The following is a 21,051-nucleotide window of genomic DNA, read 5'->3' as shown; positions in this document are numbered from 1 at the left end:
GGTGTCAGGTTCAGGACATTGTCGTCAGTGCGGCAGGAACGCGACAATGTTGTGCCGCAGGGATGCGGGATAACGCTTTATTTTTCAGCCAGATAAAAAATTCGTCTCTGGTACGTCGTTTGCAGCAGGAAGGTATCGCCCAACCATGAAGGTACGACCATGACTTCCTGCTCTTCTTTTTCCGGCGGTAACGCCTGTCAGTCGGCGGACGCCAGCGCGTTAGCGCCGCGGGTGGCCGACAAGGTCGCCGCGCACCCCTGCTACTCCCGCAGCGGGCACCACCGTTTCGCCCGGATGCATCTTCCGGTCGCCCCGGCCTGCAATCTGCAGTGCAACTACTGCAACCGTAAATTCGACTGCAGCAATGAATCCCGTCCCGGGGTGTCATCGACGCTGCTGACCCCCGAGCAGGCGGTGTTGAAAGTGCGCCAGGTGGCCCAGGCCATCCCGCAGCTGTCGGTGGTCGGCATAGCCGGGCCCGGCGATCCGCTGGCCAATATGACCCGCACCTTCCGCACCCTGGAGCTGGTCCGCGACCAGCTTCCGGACCTCAAATTATGCCTGTCAACCAACGGGCTGATGCTGCCCGACGCGGTCGATCGCCTGCTGGAGGTCGGCGTGGATCACGTCACGGTGACCATCAATACCCTGGATGCCGATATCGCCGGGCAAATCTATGCCTGGCTGTGGCTCGACGGCGAACGCTACCGCGGCCGGGAAGCCGGGGAGATCCTGATTGCCCGCCAGCTTGAAGGAGTCCGCAGGCTGACCGCCGCGGGAGTGCTGGTCAAGATAAACTCGGTGCTGATCCCGGGGATCAACGACGGCGGCATGGCTGAGGTCGGCCGTCGTTTGCGGGAAAGCGGCGCGTTTATTCACAATATTATGCCGCTGATTGCCAGACCGGAGCACGGCACGGTCTTTGGTCTCAACGGCCAGCCGGAGCCGGACGCCGGGATGCTCGCCGCGATCCGCAGCCAGTGCGGGGAGGTGATGCCGCAGATGACCCACTGCCACCAGTGCCGTGCCGACGCCATCGGCATGCTGGGCGAAGATCGCAGCCAGCAGTTCACCCGGCTGCCGGACCCGGACAGCCTCCCCGACTGGCTGCCCATCCTCCACCAGCGCGCCGAACTTCATGCCAGCCTCGCCACGCAGGGGGAGTCGGACGCGGATGACGCCTGTCTGGTGGCCGTGGCCTCCCGCCACGGCGAGGTCATTGACTGTCATTTTGGCCATGCCGACCGCTTCTCGATCTACAGCCTGTCGGCCGCCGGTATGGTGCTGGTGGGCGAGCGCTTTACGCCAAAATATTGCCGCGGCGAAGAGGAGTGTGATCCACAGGAGAACGAGGCCAGACTGGCGGCGCTGCTGGCGCTGCTCGCCGACGTAAAAGCGGTGTTCTGCGTGCGTATCGGCCATACGCCATGGCAGCAGCTGGAATTACAGGGCATTGAGCCGCAGGTGGACGGCGCGTGGCGTTCGGTCGCCGAGGTGCTGCCTGCCTGGTGGCAGCGGCGGCGCCAGAGCCTGGCGGCATCGCGTCTGCGTCAGGGGGTCGCCTGATGGCGCCCGTCGACTGGTTGACCCGCCTGTGGCGATTGTATCACGCCGGAAAAGGCTGCTTTCCGCTGCGGATGGGGCTGACGCCCGCGGCATGGCGGGCGCTGCAGCAGCGGCTGGGCGAGGTGGCGACGCCGCTGGACAGCGCGACGCTGAGCCGCCGTCGGCTGATGACCGAGCTGAATGCTACCCGCGACGAAGAGCGTCGGCAGCTGGGGCAGTGGCTGACGGAGTGGATGGCGCCGGGGGCTGAACCGATGGCGCAGATCGTTGCCGAGGTGGCGCTGGCGTTTAACCATCTGTGGGAGGATCTGGGACTCGATTCGCGGGCGGAACTGGGCCGACTGATGAGCGACTGCTTTCCACAGCTGGTGGTGCAGAACGTTCACCATATGCGCTGGAAAAAGTTCTTTTACCGCCAGCGCTGCCTGCAGTCGCAGGGGGAGATTGTCTGCCGATCGCCGAGCTGCGACGAATGCCTGGAGCGCAGCCTCTGCTTCGAACCGCCGCCGCTATAAACAAGCCGCAGCCCCCTGCGGCTGACCCAACCACACTCGCGTTTAACCCCTTTACGCGAGTTTCTGCCGGGTGGCGCTTCGCTTACCCGGCCTACAAAGACATTTACATATCAAAAAGTTACTCAACACCGTAGGCCCGGCAAGCGCCGCGCCGCCGGGCAATATATCAGGCTCCGTGTCCAACATGTTGCCGGGTGGCGCTTCGCTTACCCGGCCTACATAACCATTTATATATCAGAAGGTTAACCATCACCGTAGGCCCGGCAAGCGCAGCGCCGCCGGGCAATCAGGCCGAGTGCCGGTGTTTGTGCCGGATGGCGGCTGACGCCTCTCCGGAACCGCGCTGAACGGTAGCCCGGCTAAGGCGTTTACGCCGCGAGCCGGGGATTTGACGCCGGATATCACTCCGGCAGCGTCCAGTCGCCGTCACCCAGCGCGCGCTGCATAATCAACGTATCTCGCCAGTCGCCCATCTTGTAGCCCACGCTGCGCAGTTGACCCGCCACGGTAAAACCAAACTTTTTATGGATCGCCAGCGAACCGACATTGTTATGGCCATCGCCAATGATCGCCAGCATCTGCCGCCACGGGCCTTTCTCGCATTCGGCGATCAGCCGCGACAGCAACGCGCTGCCGATGCCGCGCCCGCCCATCCCGGATTCCACGTAGATCGATTCCTCAAGCGTGTAGCGATAGGCCGGACGAGGCCGATAGAAGGTGGCGTAGCAGTAGCCGACGATGGCGCCGCGCCACAGCGCCACCAGCCAGGGCAGCCCGTTATCGCGGACGGTTTTGATCCGTTTACGCATTTCGTCAACGGTAGGGGGGATCTCTTCAAAGGAAGCGCGGCCATTGAGCACGTGCCAGACATACAGCGCGGCGATGGCGTGCGCATCGTCGGGCAGCGCTTCACGAATTTCTAAATCACTGTCGAGTAACGGGGCCTCTGCGGGCATGGCGGCGCTCCTGAATCTGCCGGAGAGACATTCTCCGGCGTGCAGCGTAATACAGAAGCGCCAGGCTGAATAGTCCTGCCGCTGATTATTGCGGATCCGCCGGGGAGACCGGCGTTGGTGCCGCTTCACCCCAGTATTTCTGCTTACTGGTTTTACCAATCCCCGGGTTCATGCTGTTGGTCGGATCGTTCTGGCGATAGAACTGCTGCAGGCTCTCCGGGGCCTCATACAGATGACCCACGTTATGCTCCGCCGGGTACTGGGCGCCGCGCGCTTTCAGCAACGCCAGCATCTGCTCTTTCAGAGCGTGGGCGTCGACTCCTTTCTTGACGATGTAATCCTGATGGAACACATGGCACATAAAGTGGCCATAGTAGAGCTTATGCACCAGCTGGCTGTCGATCTCCGGCGGCAGATGTTCGAACCACTCGGTATCGTTGCGGCGCAGGGCGATATCCAGCGCCAGAATATCTTCGACTTCATCAGCATGCACCGCCTGATAGCGGATGGCCGCGCCGGCGGCGGCAAAGCGGTGCAGAAACGCCTTGCTGCCTTCCTCCGGCGTACAGGCGAAGAAATCCCCCTCGGCCTGCTGGAAGTATTCCGTCAGCCAGCGCTGCGCTTCTTCGATGCCATCCCCGGCCATCTTCAGCAGCAGATGATGTTCATATTTATCACGCCAGGTTTTCATCCGCTCCGGTAAGTGCGCCGGGAAGACGTGGCCGAGCTTCTGCATAAAGCGGTCGGTAAAGTGCGGCTTAAACAGCGAGACTTTCTCCAGCATCGCGTCGGTGCGCCCCTTCATGGTGAAGAAGAACGGCATTTTGTCGGTGCCGAGCTTGTCGATCATCAGGAAGGTGTCTTTGCCATACTTCTCGGCGATATCGTAAATATCGCGGTGCATATATTCCCCGGCCACCGGCAGATGCTGGAACTCGGCGAGGATATGGCGGCGGATCTCGGTCAATACCTGCGGCTGGTTGGTGCCAATGTAAAACACCTGCTGGCGTTTTTCCGCCGGGAAGGTATCCAGACGCGCGGCGAAAACCGCCAGCTTGCCGGCGCAGCCGGAGGATTCGAACAGGCGGTCCGGGTCGGCGTTGTAGCGCGCCGGGGTGTCGGCATCGACATCGCGCACGCGGGTCACATAGTCGTGATCGTGGGCGTGGCGGCCGTCGTGCAGCACATCGCTATCGCTGATGCGCTCGTCGTCGAGGCGGCTGAGGATCTGCTCCGGCGTGCTGCCGAGATCAATGCCCAGATGGTTGACCAGCTTCAGCTTGCCGTCGGCGTCAATCTGCGCGAACAGCGACATTTCGGTATAGGCGGGCCCGCGCTGCACCAGCGAACCGCCGGAGTTGTTGCAGATCCCGCCGATCACCGATGCGCCGATGCATGACGAGCCGATCACTGAGTGCGGCTCGCGACCCAGCGGTTTGAGCGCTTTTTCCAGCGAATAGAGGGTAGTGCCGGGCCAGGCCAGCACCTGCTCGCCTTTGTCCAGCAGATGCAGTTTATCCAGGCGCAGAGTGCTGATAATCACGATCTCGCGATCGTAATCATTGCCGTTGGGGGTCGAACCTTCGGTCAGGCCGGTGTTGGCCGCCTGCATCAGAATAATTTTATCGGCGTCTACGCAGGCGTTAAGCACGCGCCAGAGTTCCAGCAGGGTGCCGGGAAAGACAACCGCCAGCGCCTCGCCCTGACCGGAGCGGAAGCCTTTGCGGTAGCGTTGGGTTTTTGCCGGGTCGGTCAGCAGATGCGAAGGGCCAACCAGGCGCGCCAGATCCGCCAGAAACGTTTTATGGGTATTAGTGGGTGCAGATGACATGTTCCACTCCTTGTGGTGGTGCGCGAAATATCGAGGATAAGCATAGCGCTTTGTATGACAATTTGATGCATGAATGTTTCGCAAAAATCAGAGAAGAACCTTAGCATTCTGCGGGCGCGTTGTTTATATATATGGCAAACTGCGGTTTTTATTATGTTTTACCGAGTCCCCGTCTGAGAAAAAGCGAGATAACAATGAAATGGCTCTGCACTGTAGGCGTCGCCGTGAGTCTGGCGCTGCAACCCGCGCTGGCGGATGAACTGTTTGGTAACCACCCTCTGACCCCGCAGGCGCGGGATGCCTTTGTCACCGATCTGCTGAAAAAAATGACGGTAGACGAGAAAATCGGCCAGCTGCGTCTGATAAGCGTTGGCCCGGATAACCCGAAAGAGGCGATCCGCGAAATGATCAAAAACGGTCAGGTGGGGGCGATTTTTAACACCGTCACCCGGCCGGATATCCGCGTGATGCAGGATCAGGTGATGCAGCTTAGCCGCCTGAAGATCCCATTGTTCTTTGCCTACGATGTGCTGCACGGTCAGCGCACCGTGTTCCCGATAAGCCTAGGCCTGGCCTCATCGTTTAACCTTGACGCCGTGAAGACCGTGGGCCGCGTGTCAGCTTATGAAGCCGCCGATGACGGCCTGAACATGACCTGGGCGCCGATGGTCGACGTCTCCCGCGACCCGCGCTGGGGACGCGCTTCCGAAGGGTTCGGGGAAGACACGTATCTGACCACGATGATGGGCCAGGCGATGGTGGAGTCGATGCAGGGCAAGAGCCCGGCGGATCGCTATTCGGTGATGACCAGCGTCAAGCACTTCGCCGCCTACGGCGCGGTGGAGGGCGGGAAAGAGTACAACACGGTCGACATGAGCCCGCAGCGCCTGTTCAACGACTATATGCCGCCGTACAAAGCCGGGCTTGATGCCGGCAGCGGCGCGGTGATGGTGGCCCTGAACTCGCTGAACGGCACCCCGGCGACTGCTGATTCCTGGCTGCTGAAAGACGTCCTGCGCGACCAGTGGGGCTTTAAAGGCATCACGGTCTCCGACCACGGCGCCATCAAAGAGTTGATTAAGCACGGCGTGGCCTCCGACCCGGAAGACGCGGTGCGCGTGGCGCTTAAGTCCGGCATCAACATGAGCATGAGTGACGAGTATTACAGCAAGTACCTGCCGGGGCTGGTGAAGTCTGGCAAGGTGACCATGGCCGAGCTGGATGACGCCACCCGTCATGTGCTCAACGTCAAATATGACATGGGGCTGTTCAACGATCCTTACAGCCACCTGGGACCAAAAGATTCTGACCCGCAGGACACCAACGCGGAAAGCCGCCTGCATCGCAAAGAGGCGCGGGAAGTGGCCCGCGAAAGCCTGGTACTGCTGAAAAACCGTCTCGATACGCTGCCGCTGAAAAAATCCGGCACCATCGCGGTGATTGGCACGCTGGCGGACAGCAAACGCGACATGATGGGCAGTTGGTCCGCGGCCGGGGTGGCCGACCAGTCGGTGACCGTCCTGACCGGCATCAAAGAAGCGCTGGGTGATAACGGTAAAGTGATTTACGCCAAAGGGGCGAACGTCACTGACGATAAAGGCATCGTCGATTTCCTTAACCTGTATGAGAACGCGGTGCAGGTTGACCCGCGCTCGCCGCAGGAAATGATCGACGAAGCCGTCGCGGCGGCGAAGCAATCCGACGTGGTGGTTGCCGTGGTGGGCGAAGCGCAGGGCATGGCGCATGAGGCCTCCAGCCGGACCGACATCACCCTGCCGCAGAGCCAGCGCAATCTGATTGCCGCCCTCAAAGCCACCGGCAAACCGCTGGTGCTGGTGCTGATGAACGGCCGTCCGCTGGCGCTGGTGAAAGAGGATCAGCAAGCCGATGCGCTGCTGGAGACCTGGTTTGCCGGCACTGAAGGCGGTCACGCCATCGCCGACGTGCTGTTTGGCGACTATAACCCGTCGGGCAAACTGCCGATGTCTTTCCCGCGCTCGGTGGGGCAGATCCCAACCTACTACAGCCACCTGAATACCGGCCGGCCGTATAATCCGGAGAAACCGAACAAGTACACCTCGCGTTACTTCGATGAAGCCAACGGCCCGCTGTATCCGTTTGGTTACGGCCTCAGCTACACCACCTTTAGCGTCTCCGATGTCACCATGTCGTCAGCCACCCTGCCGCGCGACGGCAGCGTGACCGCCAGCGTGCAGGTGACCAACACCGGCAAACGCGAAGGGGCAACGGTCATTCAGCTGTATCTGCAGGACGTCACTGCCTCCATGAGCCGGCCGGTGAAAATGCTGCGCGGCTTTAAAAAGGTCAACCTCAAGCCGGGCGAAACGCAAACCGTCAGCTTCCCGATTGACGTCGACGCGCTGAAGTTCTGGAACCAGCAGATGAAATACGTTGCTGAGCCGGGCAAATTCAATGTCTTTATCGGCGTGGACTCCGCCCGCGTGAAGCAGAGCGAGTTTGAACTGTTGTAAGGAATAGCCCTTAAGCTCAACGTGACACGTTAAAGGCCGATTAATCGGCCTTTTCTTTTTCGCATCGCTGGCAAATGGACTACGCTTTTCTCTTAAGCTTCTGTAAGCGAAGCGCAAAAGAACTGAGGGACGCGGGATGAAGATGGCAATGAAATGGTCCGGTGCGCTGGCGCTGGCCGCCCTGATAAGTTTACCGCTGCAGGCGGCGGAGCCGGTGAAGGTCGGCTCGAAAATTGATACCGAAGGCGCGCTGCTGGGCAATATGATCCAGCAGGTGCTGGAAAGCCACGGCGTAAAAACGATTAATAAAATCCAGCTCGGCACCACGCCGGTGGTGCGCGGAGCGATTGTCGCCGGCGAGCTGGATATCTATCCGGAATATACCGGCAATGGCGCCTTCTTCTTCAAAGATGAAAACGACCCGGCGTGGAAGCATGCCCAACAGGGCTATGAGAAGGTGAAGCGCCTCGATCAGGAGAAACATCAGCTGGTATGGCTCACCCCGGCGCCGGCCAACAATACCTGGACTATCGCCGTGCGCCAGGACCTGGCGGAGAAAAATCACCTGACCTCGCTGGCCGACCTCAGTCGCTACCTGAAGCAGGGCGGCGAATTTAAGCTGGCGGCCTCGGCGGAGTTTATTGAGCGCCCGGACGCGCTGCCGGCGTTTGAAAAAGCGTATGGTTTCAACCTCAACCAGAACCAACTGCTGTCGCTGGCCGGGGGCGATACGGCGGTGACCATCAAAGCGGCGGCGCAGCAGACCTCGGGCGTAAACGCGGCGATGGCCTACGGCACTGACGGCCCGGTCGCGGCGCTGGGGTTACAGACGCTGAGCGATCCGCAGGGCGTGCAGCCGATTTATGCCCCGACGCCGGTGGTGCGTGAGGCAGTGCTCAAAGCCTATCCGCAGATCGCCGACTGGCTGAAGCCGGTCTTTGCCAGCCTCGATGAAAAAACCTTGCAGCAGTTGAACGCCCGTATTGCGGTGGAAGGCCAGGATGCGAAGCGCGTGGCGGCAGATTATCTGCAGCAGAAAGGCCTGCTGAAGTAAGCCACCGGTGACCATTCGCTGTACTCACCGCGTCGGCCTGCTGCTGACAGGTCTGCTGCTGGTTACGCTGGCGCTGCCGTTTATTACTTACGCGCCGAATCGCTTACTCTCCGGCGAAGGGCGCGGGCTGTGGCAGGTGATGCCCTGGCTCGCCGGCGTTCAGATGGCGGCAGTCCTTGCCGGGATGCTGCTTTGCTGGTTGCCAGGCAGGGCCGCGCCGCTTCTTCACCTGCTGCTGGCCGAACTGCTCTTCCCGCTGCTTATCTGGGGCAGCGGACAGGCGGCGCTTGAGCTCTCCCGGCACGGCTCGCCGCTGGCGCGCACCTCGCCCGGCAGCGGCCTGTGGCTGTCGCTGGCGCTTTGTCTGCTGCTGGCCAGCGAGGCCATCCGTCATCTTACCGTCCGGCCGCTGTGGCGCTGGCTGCTTAATGCGCAAGTCTGGCTGTTGCCCATCATCCTGCTTGCTACCGGGGCGCTCGATCAGCTCTCTCTGCTGAAGGAGTATGCCAACCGTCAGGAGGTATTTGACGACGCCCTGCGCCAGCATCTGCTTTTGCTGTTCGGCACCCTGCTGCCGGGCCTGCTCATTGGCCTGCCGCTGGGGGTATGGCTGTGGCGACGTCCGCGCTGGCAGGCGCCGGCCTTCACCGTGCTCAATGTGATCCAGACTATCCCGTCGGTGGCGCTGTTCGGCCTGCTGATTGCACCACTTGCCGGTCTGGCGCGCTATTTCCCGGCGCTGGGCGAGCTGGGCGTCTCCGGGACCGGCATGGCGCCGGCCCTGATCGCCCTGACTTTGTATGCGCTGCTGCCGCTGGTGCGCGGGGTGGTGACCGGCCTGCAGCAGGTGCCGCAGGACGCCCTGGAGAGCGCGACGGCGATGGGCATGAGCGCCGGGCAGCGCTTTCGTCAGGTGCAGCTTCCGCTGGCGATGCCGGTGCTGCTGCGCAGCCTGCGGGTGGTCAGCGTGCAAACCGTCGGCATGGCGGTGGTGGCCGCGCTGATCGGCGCCGGCGGCTTTGGCGCGCTGGTGTTTCAGGGGCTGCTGAGCAGTGCGCTGGATCTGGTGCTGCTGGGCGTGGTACCGACCATTGCCCTGGCGGTGGTGGTGGATGCCCTGTTCGCCCTGTGGGGCGCCTGGCTAAAAGGAGAGGCCGATGATTGAGTTTGAAGGGGTCAGCAAAGTGTTTGCCGGCCACCCGGCGGTGAAGGACCTGACCCTGGAGCTGCGCGAAGGCGCCTTCTCGGTGCTGGTGGGGACCTCCGGCTCGGGCAAGTCGACGACGCTGAAGATGATCAACCGCCTGCTGGAGCCGGACCGTGGCACTATTCGTTTTGCCGGCGAGGACATCCGTCAGCAGCCGGTCCTGATCCTGCGACGGCGGATGGGCTATGCCATCCAGTCTATCGGCCTGTTTCCGCACTGGACGGTGGCGCAGAATATCGCCACTGTGCCGCAGCTGCAAAAATGGCCGCGGGCGAGGATCGCCGACCGGGTCGACGAGCTGATGGCGTTGTTAGGGCTGGAGGCGACGCTGCGCGACCGTTACCCGCATCAGCTCTCCGGCGGCCAGCAGCAGCGGGTGGGGGTGGCGCGGGCGCTGGCGGCGGATCCGGAGGTGCTGTTGATGGATGAGCCCTTCGGCGCCCTCGACCCGGTGACCCGCGAGGCGCTGCAGCAGGAGATGCTGCGCATCCACCGCCTGCTGGGGCGGACGATTGTGCTGGTGACCCATGATATTGACGAAGCGCTGCGTCTGGCGGACCACCTGGTGCTGATGGACGGGGGCGAGGTGGTCCAGCAGGGGGCGCCGCTGGAGATGCTCCTGCGGCCGAAAAATAGCTTTGTGCAGACCTTTTTTGGCCGCAGCGAGCTGGGCGTGCGCCTGCTGTCGCTGCGCGAGGTGGGGGACTATTTGCGTCCCGGCGAACGGCTGGCGGGCGAGGGGCTGACCGTCACCATGACCCTGCGGGAAGCGCTGTCGCAGTTTGTCGCCCGGCGCTGCGAGGCGCTGCCGGTGGTCGATGCCGAAGGCAGGCCCTGCGGCACGCTGCATTTTGCCGATCTGCTGCGCCAGGAGGCGAGCCATGAAGGCGCTTCGTGAGCCGCTGTGGTGGCTTATCGCGCTGTTTATCGGCCTGCTGGTAGGGCTGCCCTACAGCGCGCCGCTGTTCAGTCGGCTGTTCCCGGAGCTGCCGCGGCCGGTCTATCAGCAGGAGAGCTTCTGGGCGCTAACCCTCGATCACGGCTGGCTGGTGGTGGCGTCCAGTCTCGCGGCAACGGTTGTGGGACTGGGGGCAGGGGTGGCGGTCACCCGGCCCGCCGGCAGCGCGTTTCGCCCGCTGGTGGAGACCATCGCCGCTATCGGGCAGACCTTTCCGCCAGTGGCGGTGCTGGCGATGGCGGTGCCGGTGCTGGGATTTGGCTGGCTGCCCGCGCTCATCGCCCTCGCGCTGTATGGCATACTGCCGGTGTTGCAGGGGACGCTGGCCGGGCTGAGGTCGATACCGTCGGGGGTGTCAGGGGTGGCCGAAGGGATGGGAATGACCGGCTGGCAGCGTTTGTATAAGGTGGAGCTACCGCTGGCGGCCCCGGTGATACTGGCGGGGATCCGCACCTCGGTCATCGTCAATATTGGTACCGCGACCATTGCTTCGACGGTGGGGGCCAGTACGCTCGGGACGCCGATCATCATCGGCCTGAGCGGCTTTAATACCGCCTATATTGTTCAGGGGGCGCTGCTGGTGGCGCTGGCGGCGATTATCGTCGACCGCGCGTTTGAGCGTCTGACCCGCTGGATCAGCCGACACCGCCACGCACAATAAAGGAATAGCCGGCCAGCATTACGCCGCTGATCCCGCCGATGGCCATAAGTAAGAAGAGGGTGACGACCGCGATTTTCGCTGGCTTCATAATAGGCTCCTGATGTTAACAGGGGGATTATACGGTGAAGCGCAGGTGTTAATGAAACATTAATTGCGGTTTAGCGTGCCGCGCCGGGGTTTTTGCCGCGTTTGCTCAGCAAATGCACCGGGAAAAGTGTGATCCTGTCCGTCATTTTTCATTTTTATGCAGGGCTTCAAAGAAAGTTTTCGCCAGGCAGGGTATGGTACGCGCTTTCAGGCATGTGTGGTTTGCGGGTATGTACGAGTTTGATCTGGTGTTGCTGCTGCTTCAGCAGATGTGCGTATTTTTGGTCATCGCGTGGTTGATGAGCAAAACCCGGCTGTTTATCCCCCTGATGCAAGTCACCGTTCGCCTGCCGCACAAGCTGCTGTGCTACGTCACCTTCTCCATTTTTTGCATTATGGGGACCTATTTCGGTCTGCATATCGAAGACTCCATCGCCAACACCCGCGCCATCGGCGCCGTGATGGGCGGCCTGCTCGGCGGCCCGGTGGTCGGCGGGCTGGTGGGGCTGACCGGCGGCCTGCACCGCTACTCGCTGGGGGGAATGACCGCCTTAAGCTGCATGGTCTCCACCATCGTTGAGGGGCTGCTGGGCGGGCTGGTGCACAGCGTGCTGGTCAAACGCGGCCGGCCGGACAAGGTCTTTAGCCCGCTGACCGCCGGGGCGATCACCTTCGTGGCCGAGCTGGTGCAGATGATGATCATTCTGCTGATTGCCCGCCCGTTCCAGGACGCCCTGCATCTGGTGCAGAGCATTGCTGCGCCGATGATGGTCACCAATACCGTCGGTGCGGCGCTGTTTATGCGCATTCTGCTGGATAAACGGGCGATGTTCGAGAAATACACCTCCGCCTTTTCCGCCACGGCGCTGAAGGTGGCGGCCTCGACCGAGGGGATCCTGCGTCAGGGATTCAACGAAGAGAACAGCATGAAGGTGGCCCAGGTGCTGATCCAGGAGCTGGATATCGGCGCGGTGGCGATCACCGATCGCGACAAGCTGCTGGCGTTTACCGGCATCGGCGACGATCACCATCTGCCGGGCAAGCCTATCTCCTCCTCGTATACGCAACGGGCGATTGAGACCGGGGAGGTGGTCTACGCCGATGGCAACGAGGTGCCTTACCGCTGCTCGATTCATCCGCACTGTAAGCTGGGGTCGACGCTGGTGATCCCCCTGCGCGGTGAGAACCAGCGGGTGATAGGCACCATTAAACTGTATGAGGCGAAAAATCGCCTGTTCAGTTCGATCAACCGCACCCTCGGGGAGGGGATTGCCCAGCTGCTGTCGGCGCAGATCCTCGCCGGACAGTACGAGCGGCAGAAGGCGCTGCTGACGCAATCTGAAATCAAGCTCCTGCACGCCCAGGTCAACCCGCACTTCCTGTTTAACGCGCTTAACACGCTGAAGGCGGTGATCCGCCGCGACAGCGATCAGGCCGGCCAGCTGGTGCAGTATCTGTCGACCTTCTTTCGTAAGAACCTGAAACGGCCGACGGAAATTGTCACGCTTGCCGATGAGATCGAGCATGTTAACGCCTATCTGCAGATTGAGAAGGCTCGCTTCCAGGCTAACCTGCAGATCCAGATGGCGGTGCCCGAGGGGCTGGCGCATCACCAGCTGCCCGCTTTCACCCTGCAGCCGATCGTGGAGAACGCCATTAAGCATGGTACATCGCAACATCTTGGCGTCGGCGAAATTACCATCCGCGCCAGCCAGGACGATCGCTGGCTGCAGCTGGATATCGAAGATAACGCCGGGCTGTACCGGGCCAACCCCCAGGCCAGCGGGCTGGGGATGAATCTGGTGGACAGGCGTCTGCGGGCGCGTTTTGGCGCCGACTGCGGCATCAGCGTCACCTGCGAGCCGGAGCGCTTTACCCGTGTCACCCTACGTCTGCCCCTGGAGGAGAATGCATGCTGAGAGTATTGATCGTCGATGATGAGCCGCTGGCGCGGGAAAACCTGCGTATTTTGCTGGAGACTCAGCGCGATATCGAGATCGTCGGCGAGTGCGGCAACGCGGTGGAGGCGATTGGCGCAGTACATAAGCTGCGCCCTGACGTGCTGTTTCTCGACATCCAGATGCCGCGCATCAGCGGTCTGGAGATGGTCGGGATGCTCGACCCGGAGCATCGCCCCTATATCGTGTTTCTCACCGCTTTTGATGAGTACGCGGTGAAAGCCTTTGAGGAGCACGCTTTTGACTATCTGCTCAAGCCGATTGAGGCCGTGCGGCTGGAGAAAACCCTGGCCCGCCTGCGTCAGGAGCGCAGCCTGCAGGACGTGTCGCTGCTGGATGACGCCCGGCAGACGCTGAAATACATTCCCTGTACCGGCCACAGCCGTATCTGGCTGCTGCAGATGGAGGATGTGGCCTTCGTCAGCAGCCGGATGAGCGGCATCTACGTGACCGATCGCGAGGGAAAAGAGGGCTTTACCGAGCTGACCCTGCGCACCCTCGAGAGCCGCACGCCGCTGCTGCGCTGCCATCGCCAGTATCTGGTGAATATGGCGCACCTGAAGGAGATTCGCCTGGAAGAGAACGGCCAGGCGGAGCTGCTGATGCGCGCCGGGCAAACGGTGCCGGTGAGCCGGCGCTATTTAAAAAGCCTGAAAGAAGCGATTGGCCTGTAAAACTGCTACACTGCGCCCCATTGCAACATCGACAGTAAAAGGCACTCATGCTCAGTAATGATATTCTTCGTAGCCTGCGCTACACCCTGAAAGCCAATAATAACGATATGGTGCGCATTCTTGCGCTTGCCGATATGGAATCCACCGCCGCCAGCTTCGATACCTGGATGACGAAAGAGGATGAAGAGGGTTTTGTCCGCTGCCCGGATATTATCCTGTCGGGTTTCCTCAACGGCCTTATCTATGACAAGCGCGGCAAAGATGATTCGGCGCCGGAGCTGGCGCTGGAGCGTCGGGTGAATAACAACACGGTGCTGAAAAAGCTGCGGATCGCCTTCTCGCTGAAAACGGACGATATCCAGGCGATCATGAGCGAGCAGAAATACCGGGTGTCGGTGCCGGAAATCACCGCCATGATGCGCGCCCCGGAGCATAAAAACTACCGCGAGTGCGGGGATCAGTTTATGCGCAACTTCCTGCGCGGGTTGACCCACCGGGTGCATCACCCGAAGGCGTGATGTTTAGCCGGGTGGCGGCTTCGCCTTACCCGGCCGACAAAACCCGTCGGCCCGTGCAAGCGTAGTGCCGCCGGGCAAAAAAAAGCCGGAGATACTCTCCGGCTTTTTTGTTATTTCACCTGCTGACCCGGCTTCGCGCCGTCGTCAGGGCTTAACAGGAAGATATCCTTCCCGCCAGGGCCGGCGGCCATCACCATGCCCTCGGAGATGCCGAAGCGCATTTTCCGCGGCGCCAGGTTGGCGACCATCACCGTCAGGCGGCCAATCAGCGGCTGCGGATCCGGGTAAGCGGAGCGGATGCCGGAGAAGACGTTACGTTTTTCGCCGCCGAGATCCAGCGTCAGGCGCAGCAGCTTGTCGGAGCCCTCGACGAATTCCGCGTTTTCAATCAGCGCCACGCGCAGATCGACTTTGGCGAAATCGTCAAAGGTGATGGTCTCCTGAATCGGATCGTCCGCCAGCGGACCGGTGACCGGCGCCGCGGTGGCTTTCACCTCTTCTTTAGAGGCTTCCACCAGCGCTTCCACCTGTTTCATCTCGATGCGGTTATACAGCGCTTTAAACGGATTGACCTTATGCGCCAGCAGTGGCTGCTGAATGGCATCCCAGCTGAGTTCGCTGTTGAGGAACGCTTCCGCACGCGCCGCCAGCTGCGGCAGCACCGGCTTCAGCCAGGTCATCAGCACGCGGAACATGTTCAGACCCATGGTGCAGATGGCCTGCAGGTCGGCGTCGCGGCCTTCCTGTTTCGCCACCACCCACGGCGCCTGCTCATCGACGTAGCGGTTAGCCACGTCGGCGAGGGCCATGATTTCGCGGATTGCCTTACCGAACTCGCGGCTGTCCCATGCTTCGCCGATGCTTTCCGCCGCGTCGGTGAAGGTTTTATACAGCGCCGGGTCGGCCAGCTCAGCGGCCAGCACGCCGTCGAAACGCTTGCTGATAAAGCCGGCGTTGCGCGAGGCGAGGTTAACCACCTTGTTGACGATGTCGGCGTTCACGCGCTGCACGAAATCTTCCAGGTTCAGGTCGATGTCATCGATGCGCGAAGAGAGCTTGGCGGTGTAGTAGTAGCGCAGGCTGTCAGCGTCGAAATGATTTAACCAGGTGCTGGCCTTGATAAAGGTCCCGCGCGACTTGGACATCTTCGCGCCGTTAACCGTCACGTAGCCGTGCACGAACAGGTTAGTCGGCTTACGGAAGTTGCTGCCTTCCAGCATTGCCGGCCAGAACAGGCTGTGGAAGTAGACAATGTCCTTGCCGATAAAGTGATACAGCTCGGCCGTGGAGTCTTTCTTCCAGTATTCGTCGAAGCTGGTGGTGTCGCCGCGCTTGTCGCACAGGTTCTTGAAGGAGCCCATGTAGCCGATCGGCGCGTCCAGCCAGACGTAGAAATATTTGCCCGGCGCGTTGGGAATTTCGAAGCCGAAGTACGGCGCATCGCGGGAGATGTCCCACTGCTGCAGGCCGGATTCGAACCACTCCTGCATTTTGTTCGCTACCTGCTCCTGCAGCGCGCCGCTGCGGGTCCACGCCTGCAGCATTTCGCTGAACGACGGCAGGTCGAAGAAGAAGTGCTCGGAGTCACGCATTACCGGCGTAGCGCCGGAGACCACCGATTTCGGGTCGATAAGTTCGGTGGGGCTGTAGGTCGCGCCGCACACTTCGCAGTTATCGCCATACTGGTCCGGAGATTTGCACTTCGGACAGGTGCCTTTCACAAAACGGTCCGGCAGGAACATGCCTTTTTCCGGATCGTAGAGCTGAGAGATGGTGCGGTTTTTAATAAAACCGTTCTCTTTCAGGCGGGTGTAGATAAGCTCTGACAGCTCGCGGTTCTCGTCGCTGTGCGTCGAGTGATAGTTATCATAGCTGATGTCGAAGCCGGCAAAATCGGTCTGATGCTCCTGACTCATTTCGCCAATCATCTGCTCCGGAGTGATACCGAGCTGCTGCGCTTTGAGCATGATCGGCGTGCCGTGGGCGTCGTCGGCGCAGATGAAGTTGACCTCGTGGCCGCGCATTCGCTGGTAACGGACCCAGACATCAGCCTGGATGTGCTCCAGCATGTGGCCGAGGTGGATGGAGCCGTTGGCGTACGGCAGGGCGCACGTTACCAGAATTTTCTTCGCGACTTGAGTCATAGTGAGCATTACATCTTCTGTTGTAAAAAGGGCTTCCGATATTACCAAAAGGGCTGTGGGTGCGCCATAAATGGCTGCCCATATATGGATAATCGTTAGCTGTGATAAACTCTGTGATTACTGAAAGCATCTCAAAACAACAAAGGAGTCGGGATGAATTCGCAATCCCAGGCCAAATCCCCTGAGCGCCTACGTGCGATGGTCGCCGGGACGCTGGCCAATTTCCAGCACCCAACCCTGAAGCATAATCTCACCGCCCTCAAGGCGCTGCACCATGTCGCCTGGCTGGACGATACCGTTCATATTGAGCTGCAGATGCCGTTCGTCTGGAGCAGCGCCTTCGAAGTGCTGAAAGAGCAGTGCAGCGCCGAGCTGCTGCGCATCACCGGCGCGAAGGCCATCGACTGGAAGCTGACCCACAGCATCGCGACCCTCAAGCGCGTGAAAAACCAGCCCGGAGTCAACGGCGTGAAGAACATTATCGCCATCAGCTCCGGCAAAGGCGGCGTCGGTAAATCTTCTACTGCCGTAAACCTGGCGCTGGCCCTGGCGGCGGAAGGGGCGAAGGTGGGCATTCTGGATGCCGATATCTACGGTCCGTCGATTCCGACCATGCTGGGCGCCGAAGACAGTCGCCCGACCTCACCGGACGGCACCCATATGGCGCCGATCATCAAGTATGGCCTGGCCACCAACTCTATCGGCTACCTGGTGACCGACGACAACGCCATGGTCTGGCGTGGTCCGATGGCCAGCAAGGCGCTGATGCAGATGCTGCAGGAGACCCTGTGGCCGGATCTTGATTACCTGGTGCTGGATATGCCGCCGGGCACCGGCGACATCCAGCTGACCCTGGCGCAGAACATTCCGGTGACCGGCGCGGTGGTGGTCACCACGCCGCAGGACATCGCGCTGATCGACGCCAAAAAAGGCATCGTGATGTTCGAGAAAGTGGAAGTGCCGGTGCTGGGGATCGTGGAAAACATGAGCATGCATATCTGCAGCAACTGCGGGCACCACGAGCCTATCTTCGGCACCGGCGGCGCGCAAAAACTGGCCGAGAAATACCACACCCAGCTGCTGGGTCAGCTGCCGCTGCATATTACGCTGCGGGAAGATCTGGATAACGGCACGCCGACGGTGGTGGCGCGTCCGGACAGCGAATTTACCGACATCTACCGCCAGCTGGCGGGCCGGGTGGCGGCCCAGATGTACTGGCAGGGAGAAGTGATCCCGGGTGAGATTGCCTTCCGCGCCGTTTAAGGCCGCGGCGAGCGCATCAGCCAGTATCTGCCCTCGGGCGACGCGCCCTGTGCTTCGATGGTCCAGCCATGACGCTGGTAGAAGCGCAGGGCGTTTTTATTTTCCATCAGGCATTTCAGCGTTCCGCTGGCGGTAAAGCTCTGTTCGACCTGCGCCAGCAGCGCGCTGCCGATATGTTTGCCCTGCCAGTCGGGGTCGACAAACAGATGGTGAAGGAAATTATCGGCGGTCCATACGGCGGCAAAGCCCACCGGCTGGCCGTCGCATTCCGCGACCCACAGTTGTTCATCCGCGGTGGCGGCATCGAAATCCTCCAGCCGCCACGCCGCGGCGGGAAGCCAGGTCCACGATAAACTGCGCGCCCGCAGGAAGATCTGGCGCAGCGCCGGAGAGTCCGCTGGCTCGCCGGGGCGGACGTGGAGGTTGCGCGGATCAGCGATGATAGAAGATCTCGCCATCGTACACTTTGAGAATTTTGCCTTCGGTATCGGTGATCAGCACGTAGTTACCGCCCATGTAGGTCCAGTGGCTGCCGACGTCCGGTGCAGGCAGGTTACGCTGCTGCCACTGTTTGATGTTGTATTCCGGGGTGAGGTACATCGCCGGAACGGTGTCGCCGATGTGAAACTGGGTGAAATCGGCAGTGAACTCTTTCAGCGCATACTGATCGATCCCCGCGGCAGTAGCCGTCCAGCTGGCGCCAGCGGTGGCAAGAAGTACGCCCAGAAGCATCATTTTTGTTTTACGCATAATTTCCTCAATATTACCTGGACTCAAATTAGCAGCCTCGTATCATTCCTGATGCGTTGCTGAAATGGCAAGCACTGGATTTTTAAAAAGTGTAAGCAAAACACGGCACAAGTCTTGTGCCGCTTGCGTTGCAGCGACGGTGATGCGTATTTTGGGAGCAATCTGAAGCAGGGGAGAATCGGCATGTTCAGGCTGGAAGATCTGACCTTATTTGTCCGCGCCGCGGCACTGGGCAGTTTTAGCGACGCGGCGCGCGAAGCCGGACAACAGCCGGCGCAGGTCAGCGCGGCGATTAAGCGTCTGGAGACGATCCTCAATATTCGCCTGTTTGCCCGTTCGACCCGCAGCCTGCGCCTGACGCCGGAGGGGGAGACCTGGCTGCCCTACGCCACCCAGATGCTCGATACCCTTGAAGCCGGTCTGCAGAAGATCCAGACCCCGGACGATGAAGTTCGCGGCATGTTGCAGATTGCTGTGCCGTCGGACCTCGGGCGCAACCTGCTCCTGACCCTGTTCCGTGATTTCCGCCAACGCCACCCGGCGCTGCGTTTGCGGTTACTCTTTTCCGACCAGCTGACCGACGTGTTTAAAGATCCGGTGGACGTCGCGTTTCGCTATGGTAATAACGACGATGCCTCGTTTATCTCGCTGCCGGTGGCGCCGGAAAATCGTCGGGTGCTGGTGGCCTCGCCTGAGTGGATCGCCCGCCACGGCGAACCGCAGACCCTCGAGGAGCTCAGCCAGCACAATGCGTTGATCTACATTTTGCGCGGCCGTCCGTTCGACCGCTGGTCGCTGAGCCTCGACGGTGTGGTTCAGCAGCAGAAGGTCTCCGGCACGGTGATGAGCGACGACGCCGAGGTGATCCGTCGGCTGGCGGTGGCCGGGGAGGGCATTGCCTATAAATCGATGCTCGACGTCAGCGACGATCTGCGGGCGGGGCGCCTGCGGCGCCTGCTGCCGCGTTATCAGGGGGATGTGGTGCCGTTGAATCTGATTTGTCCGCACCGCAAACAGCTCTCTGCCGCGGTGCGTTTGTTATATGAAGAGGTGAAATCACATTGTGAAGGGCTTAATGCCTGACTAAGGTCGCGAAGTAATACACCAGCGGGACAGCCAGCACCCACAGGCCAATCGGGATTTCCCGCCACTTGCCGGCGATAGCCTTGATCACAATGTAAAACAGCAGCCCGCCGGCAATCCCGGTGCCGAAGCTGTTGGCGATAAGGGTGATCATCACCATCATCAGCACCGGCAGCCCGTCGGTGAAGTTGCCAAGATCCACTTTGCGCAGGCCGCTGAACATGTTGAGGCCAATCAGGATCAGCGCCGGGGCGGTGGCTTCTTTCGGGATCATCAACGCCACCGGCGTGAACAGCAGCATCAGAAGGAACATTACCGCCGCCGACAGGGCGGTGAGGCCGGTTTTGCCGCCGGCTTCCGCTGCCGCCGAAGACTCAATCAGCGCCGTCGCCGCCGGGATCCCCACCCATGGGCCGACCGCGGCGGCAATCGAATCGACCATAAACGGGCGATTAATCTGCGGCATGTTGCCTTCTTCATCCAGCAGCCCCGCCTCGCCGCCCACCGCCAGCGTCGTCCCCATGGTGGAGAAAAACTCAGAAGCGAAAAAGACGAACAGGAACGGCAGGAAGGCGATGTTTAACGCCCCCAACAGGTCAACCTGCCCCAGCACCGGGGTTAGCGAATGGGGAACGTCGATAAAACTTGTCGGCAGATGGGTGACGCCGAAGGGGATGCCCACCAGCGTGGCGCACAGAATGGCCCACAAAATCGCGCCCGGAACCTTACGCGCCTGCAGGGCTATCGCCAGGAACAGGCCGCACAGCGCCACCAGCGCGCCGGGGGCGAGAAAGTCGCCGAGCATCAGCGCGTTGGTTTTCGCATTGGCCAGCACCAGCCCGGCATTGCGAAAGCCGAGGACGGCGACAAACAGGCCGATGGAGGCGGTGAGCCCAAGCTTGATCGACTGCGGTACCGAGCGGGTGACCACTTCGCGCAGGCCAAAGCGGGTCAGCAGGAAGAAGAGGATCCCCGACCAGCAGGCAATCCCGAGGCCAGTCTGCCAGCCAATCCCTTCGCTACCGGCCAGCGTCACTCCCACCAGCACCGAGCCGCCAATCCCCGGGCCGACGATAAACGGCAGGTTGGCATAAAACGCCATCAGCAGAGAGCCGACGACGAAGACCAGAATGGTGCCGGTGGTGGCGGCGCCTTTGTCCATCCCGCCGATCGCCAGCAGCCCCGGGATGACCACCAGTAAATAGGCGGCGGCGAGAAAGCCGGTGATCCCGGCCAGGCATTCGGTGCGTAGCGTACCGCCGCGCGAGCGCAGCGCAAAGCGGCGCTCCAGCCAGTTAGCGCGGGCGGATGAGTGAAGTGTGTTATCGGCCATG

Annotated in this window: 19 protein-coding genes; 12 read left to right on the top strand and 7 right to left on the bottom strand. The window is 61.2% G+C overall.

All coding sequences use genetic code 11. The annotated features are described in order from the left end of the window. Nucleotides 1-159 precede the first annotated feature (159 nt). Both nifB and HMPREF3096_RS17780 read left to right on the top strand, forming a co-directional pair. Nucleotides 160-1,566: a nitrogenase cofactor biosynthesis protein NifB gene (gene nifB / locus HMPREF3096_RS17785; protein WP_032730775.1), complete on the top strand. Its 1,407-nt coding sequence runs from the start codon at nucleotides 160-162 to the stop codon at nucleotides 1,564-1,566. Beyond that, a complete protein-coding gene (locus HMPREF3096_RS17780) occupies nucleotides 1,566-2,081 on the top strand; it encodes a nitrogen fixation protein NifQ (protein WP_047666777.1) in 516 nt (171 codons plus the stop codon). The genes nifB and HMPREF3096_RS17780 overlap by 1 nt, the downstream gene beginning before the upstream one ends. 401 nt (nucleotides 2,082-2,482) lie before the next feature. Here HMPREF3096_RS17780 and HMPREF3096_RS17775 read toward each other — a convergent pair whose 3' ends face one another. Together HMPREF3096_RS17775 and dld are read right to left on the bottom strand one after the other, a co-directional pair. Beyond that, a complete protein-coding gene (locus HMPREF3096_RS17775) occupies nucleotides 2,483-3,037 on the bottom strand; it encodes a GNAT family N-acetyltransferase (protein WP_023323028.1) in 555 nt (184 codons plus the stop codon). An 85-nt stretch (nucleotides 3,038-3,122) separates the two neighbouring features. Beyond that, nucleotides 3,123-4,868 carry a D-lactate dehydrogenase gene (gene dld / locus HMPREF3096_RS17770; RefSeq protein WP_008804046.1) on the bottom strand — a complete coding sequence of 582 codons (1,746 nt, stop codon included), beginning with the start codon at nucleotides 4,866-4,868 and terminating at the stop codon, nucleotides 3,123-3,125. 194 nt (nucleotides 4,869-5,062) lie between these two features. On the opposite strand from dld, the gene bglX reads away from it, so the two are divergent. From bglX to HMPREF3096_RS17745, 5 genes are all read left to right on the top strand, one after another. Then, entirely contained in the window at nucleotides 5,063-7,360 is a 2,298-nt protein-coding gene (bglX, locus tag HMPREF3096_RS17765) for a beta-glucosidase BglX (RefSeq protein WP_023340540.1), read from the top strand. Nucleotides 7,361-7,496: 136 nt separating this feature from the next. Then, complete coding sequence (locus HMPREF3096_RS17760; protein ID WP_008804048.1) at nucleotides 7,497-8,414, top strand: glycine betaine ABC transporter substrate-binding protein OsmF; 918 nt, start codon at nucleotides 7,497-7,499, stop codon at nucleotides 8,412-8,414. A gap of 7 nt (nucleotides 8,415-8,421) precedes the next feature. Continuing rightward, entirely contained in the window at nucleotides 8,422-9,579 is a 1,158-nt protein-coding gene (locus tag HMPREF3096_RS17755) for an ABC transporter permease (protein WP_023323025.1), read from the top strand. Next, entirely contained in the window at nucleotides 9,572-10,519 is a 948-nt protein-coding gene (locus HMPREF3096_RS17750) for an ABC transporter ATP-binding protein (protein WP_023323024.1), read from the top strand. Before HMPREF3096_RS17755 ends, HMPREF3096_RS17750 begins: the two co-directional genes overlap by 8 nt. Continuing rightward, on the top strand, nucleotides 10,503-11,240 hold the full coding sequence (locus HMPREF3096_RS17745) for an ABC transporter permease (protein WP_023323023.1): 738 nt from the start codon (nucleotides 10,503-10,505) through the stop codon (nucleotides 11,238-11,240). The genes HMPREF3096_RS17750 and HMPREF3096_RS17745 overlap by 17 nt, the downstream gene beginning before the upstream one ends. Here HMPREF3096_RS17745 and HMPREF3096_RS29540 read toward each other — a convergent pair. Further along, nucleotides 11,215-11,328 carry a protein YohO gene (locus HMPREF3096_RS29540; protein ID WP_002912762.1) on the bottom strand — a complete coding sequence of 38 codons (114 nt, stop codon included), beginning with the start codon at nucleotides 11,326-11,328 and terminating at the stop codon, nucleotides 11,215-11,217. The two genes, HMPREF3096_RS17745 and HMPREF3096_RS29540, sit on opposite strands and share 26 nt — an antisense overlap. Before the next feature lie 229 nt (nucleotides 11,329-11,557). Here HMPREF3096_RS29540 and HMPREF3096_RS17740 point away from each other — a divergent pair, with 229 nt between their 5' ends. Genes HMPREF3096_RS17740 through HMPREF3096_RS17730 form a run of 3 tightly spaced genes read left to right on the top strand, consistent with a single transcriptional unit; the run spans nucleotide 11,558 to nucleotide 14,477 of the window. Further along, nucleotides 11,558-13,246 carry a sensor histidine kinase gene (locus HMPREF3096_RS17740; protein WP_002912760.1) on the top strand — a complete coding sequence of 563 codons (1,689 nt, stop codon included), beginning with the start codon at nucleotides 11,558-11,560 and terminating at the stop codon, nucleotides 13,244-13,246. Then, nucleotides 13,240-13,959, top strand: a complete 720-nt coding sequence (gene btsR / locus HMPREF3096_RS17735; RefSeq protein WP_008804052.1) for a two-component system response regulator BtsR — start codon at nucleotides 13,240-13,242, stop codon at nucleotides 13,957-13,959. Before HMPREF3096_RS17740 ends, btsR begins: the two co-directional genes overlap by 7 nt. A gap of 47 nt (nucleotides 13,960-14,006) precedes the next feature. After that, nucleotides 14,007-14,477, top strand: coding sequence for a YehS family protein (locus HMPREF3096_RS17730; RefSeq protein WP_008804053.1), 471 nt, complete (start codon nucleotides 14,007-14,009; stop codon nucleotides 14,475-14,477). 110 nt (nucleotides 14,478-14,587) lie between these two features. Here the strand turns inward: HMPREF3096_RS17730 and metG are convergent, their stop codons facing one another. Then, nucleotides 14,588-16,621: a methionine--tRNA ligase gene (gene metG, locus HMPREF3096_RS17725; RefSeq protein ID WP_002912753.1), complete on the bottom strand. Its 2,034-nt coding sequence runs from the start codon at nucleotides 16,619-16,621 to the stop codon at nucleotides 14,588-14,590. 153 nt (nucleotides 16,622-16,774) lie between these two features. On the opposite strand from metG, the gene apbC reads away from it, so the two are divergent. Continuing rightward, nucleotides 16,775-17,884 carry an iron-sulfur cluster carrier protein ApbC gene (apbC, locus tag HMPREF3096_RS17720; RefSeq protein ID WP_008804054.1) on the top strand — a complete coding sequence of 370 codons (1,110 nt, stop codon included), beginning with the start codon at nucleotides 16,775-16,777 and terminating at the stop codon, nucleotides 17,882-17,884. On the opposite strand, the gene HMPREF3096_RS17715 is transcribed toward apbC, so the two are convergent. Then, nucleotides 17,881-18,342, bottom strand: a complete 462-nt coding sequence (locus tag HMPREF3096_RS17715; protein WP_022064805.1) for a GNAT family N-acetyltransferase — start codon at nucleotides 18,340-18,342, stop codon at nucleotides 17,881-17,883. The genes apbC and HMPREF3096_RS17715 overlap by 4 nt on opposite strands. Continuing rightward, nucleotides 18,317-18,634, bottom strand: coding sequence for an RcnB family protein (locus HMPREF3096_RS17710; RefSeq protein ID WP_064144561.1), 318 nt, complete (start codon nucleotides 18,632-18,634; stop codon nucleotides 18,317-18,319). The genes HMPREF3096_RS17715 and HMPREF3096_RS17710 overlap by 26 nt, the downstream gene beginning before the upstream one ends. Nucleotides 18,635-18,817: 183 nt before the next feature. On the opposite strand from HMPREF3096_RS17710, the gene HMPREF3096_RS17705 reads away from it, so the two are divergent. Further along, entirely contained in the window at nucleotides 18,818-19,717 is a 900-nt protein-coding gene (locus tag HMPREF3096_RS17705; protein ID WP_008804056.1) for a LysR family transcriptional regulator, read from the top strand. Here the strand turns inward: HMPREF3096_RS17705 and HMPREF3096_RS17700 are convergent. Further along, nucleotides 19,707-21,050: an NCS2 family permease gene (locus HMPREF3096_RS17700; RefSeq protein ID WP_060876443.1), complete on the bottom strand. Its 1,344-nt coding sequence runs from the start codon at nucleotides 21,048-21,050 to the stop codon at nucleotides 19,707-19,709. The genes HMPREF3096_RS17705 and HMPREF3096_RS17700 overlap by 11 nt on opposite strands. Nucleotide 21,051: the final 1 nt, after the last annotated feature.

The organism is Klebsiella sp. HMSC25G12 (assembly GCF_001807705.1).
Taxonomy (GTDB): Bacteria; Pseudomonadota; Gammaproteobacteria; order Enterobacterales; family Enterobacteriaceae; genus Klebsiella; species Klebsiella variicola.
The sequence above is the reverse complement of the archived record's forward strand: the minus strand, read 5'-3'. Positions and strand labels throughout refer to the sequence as shown.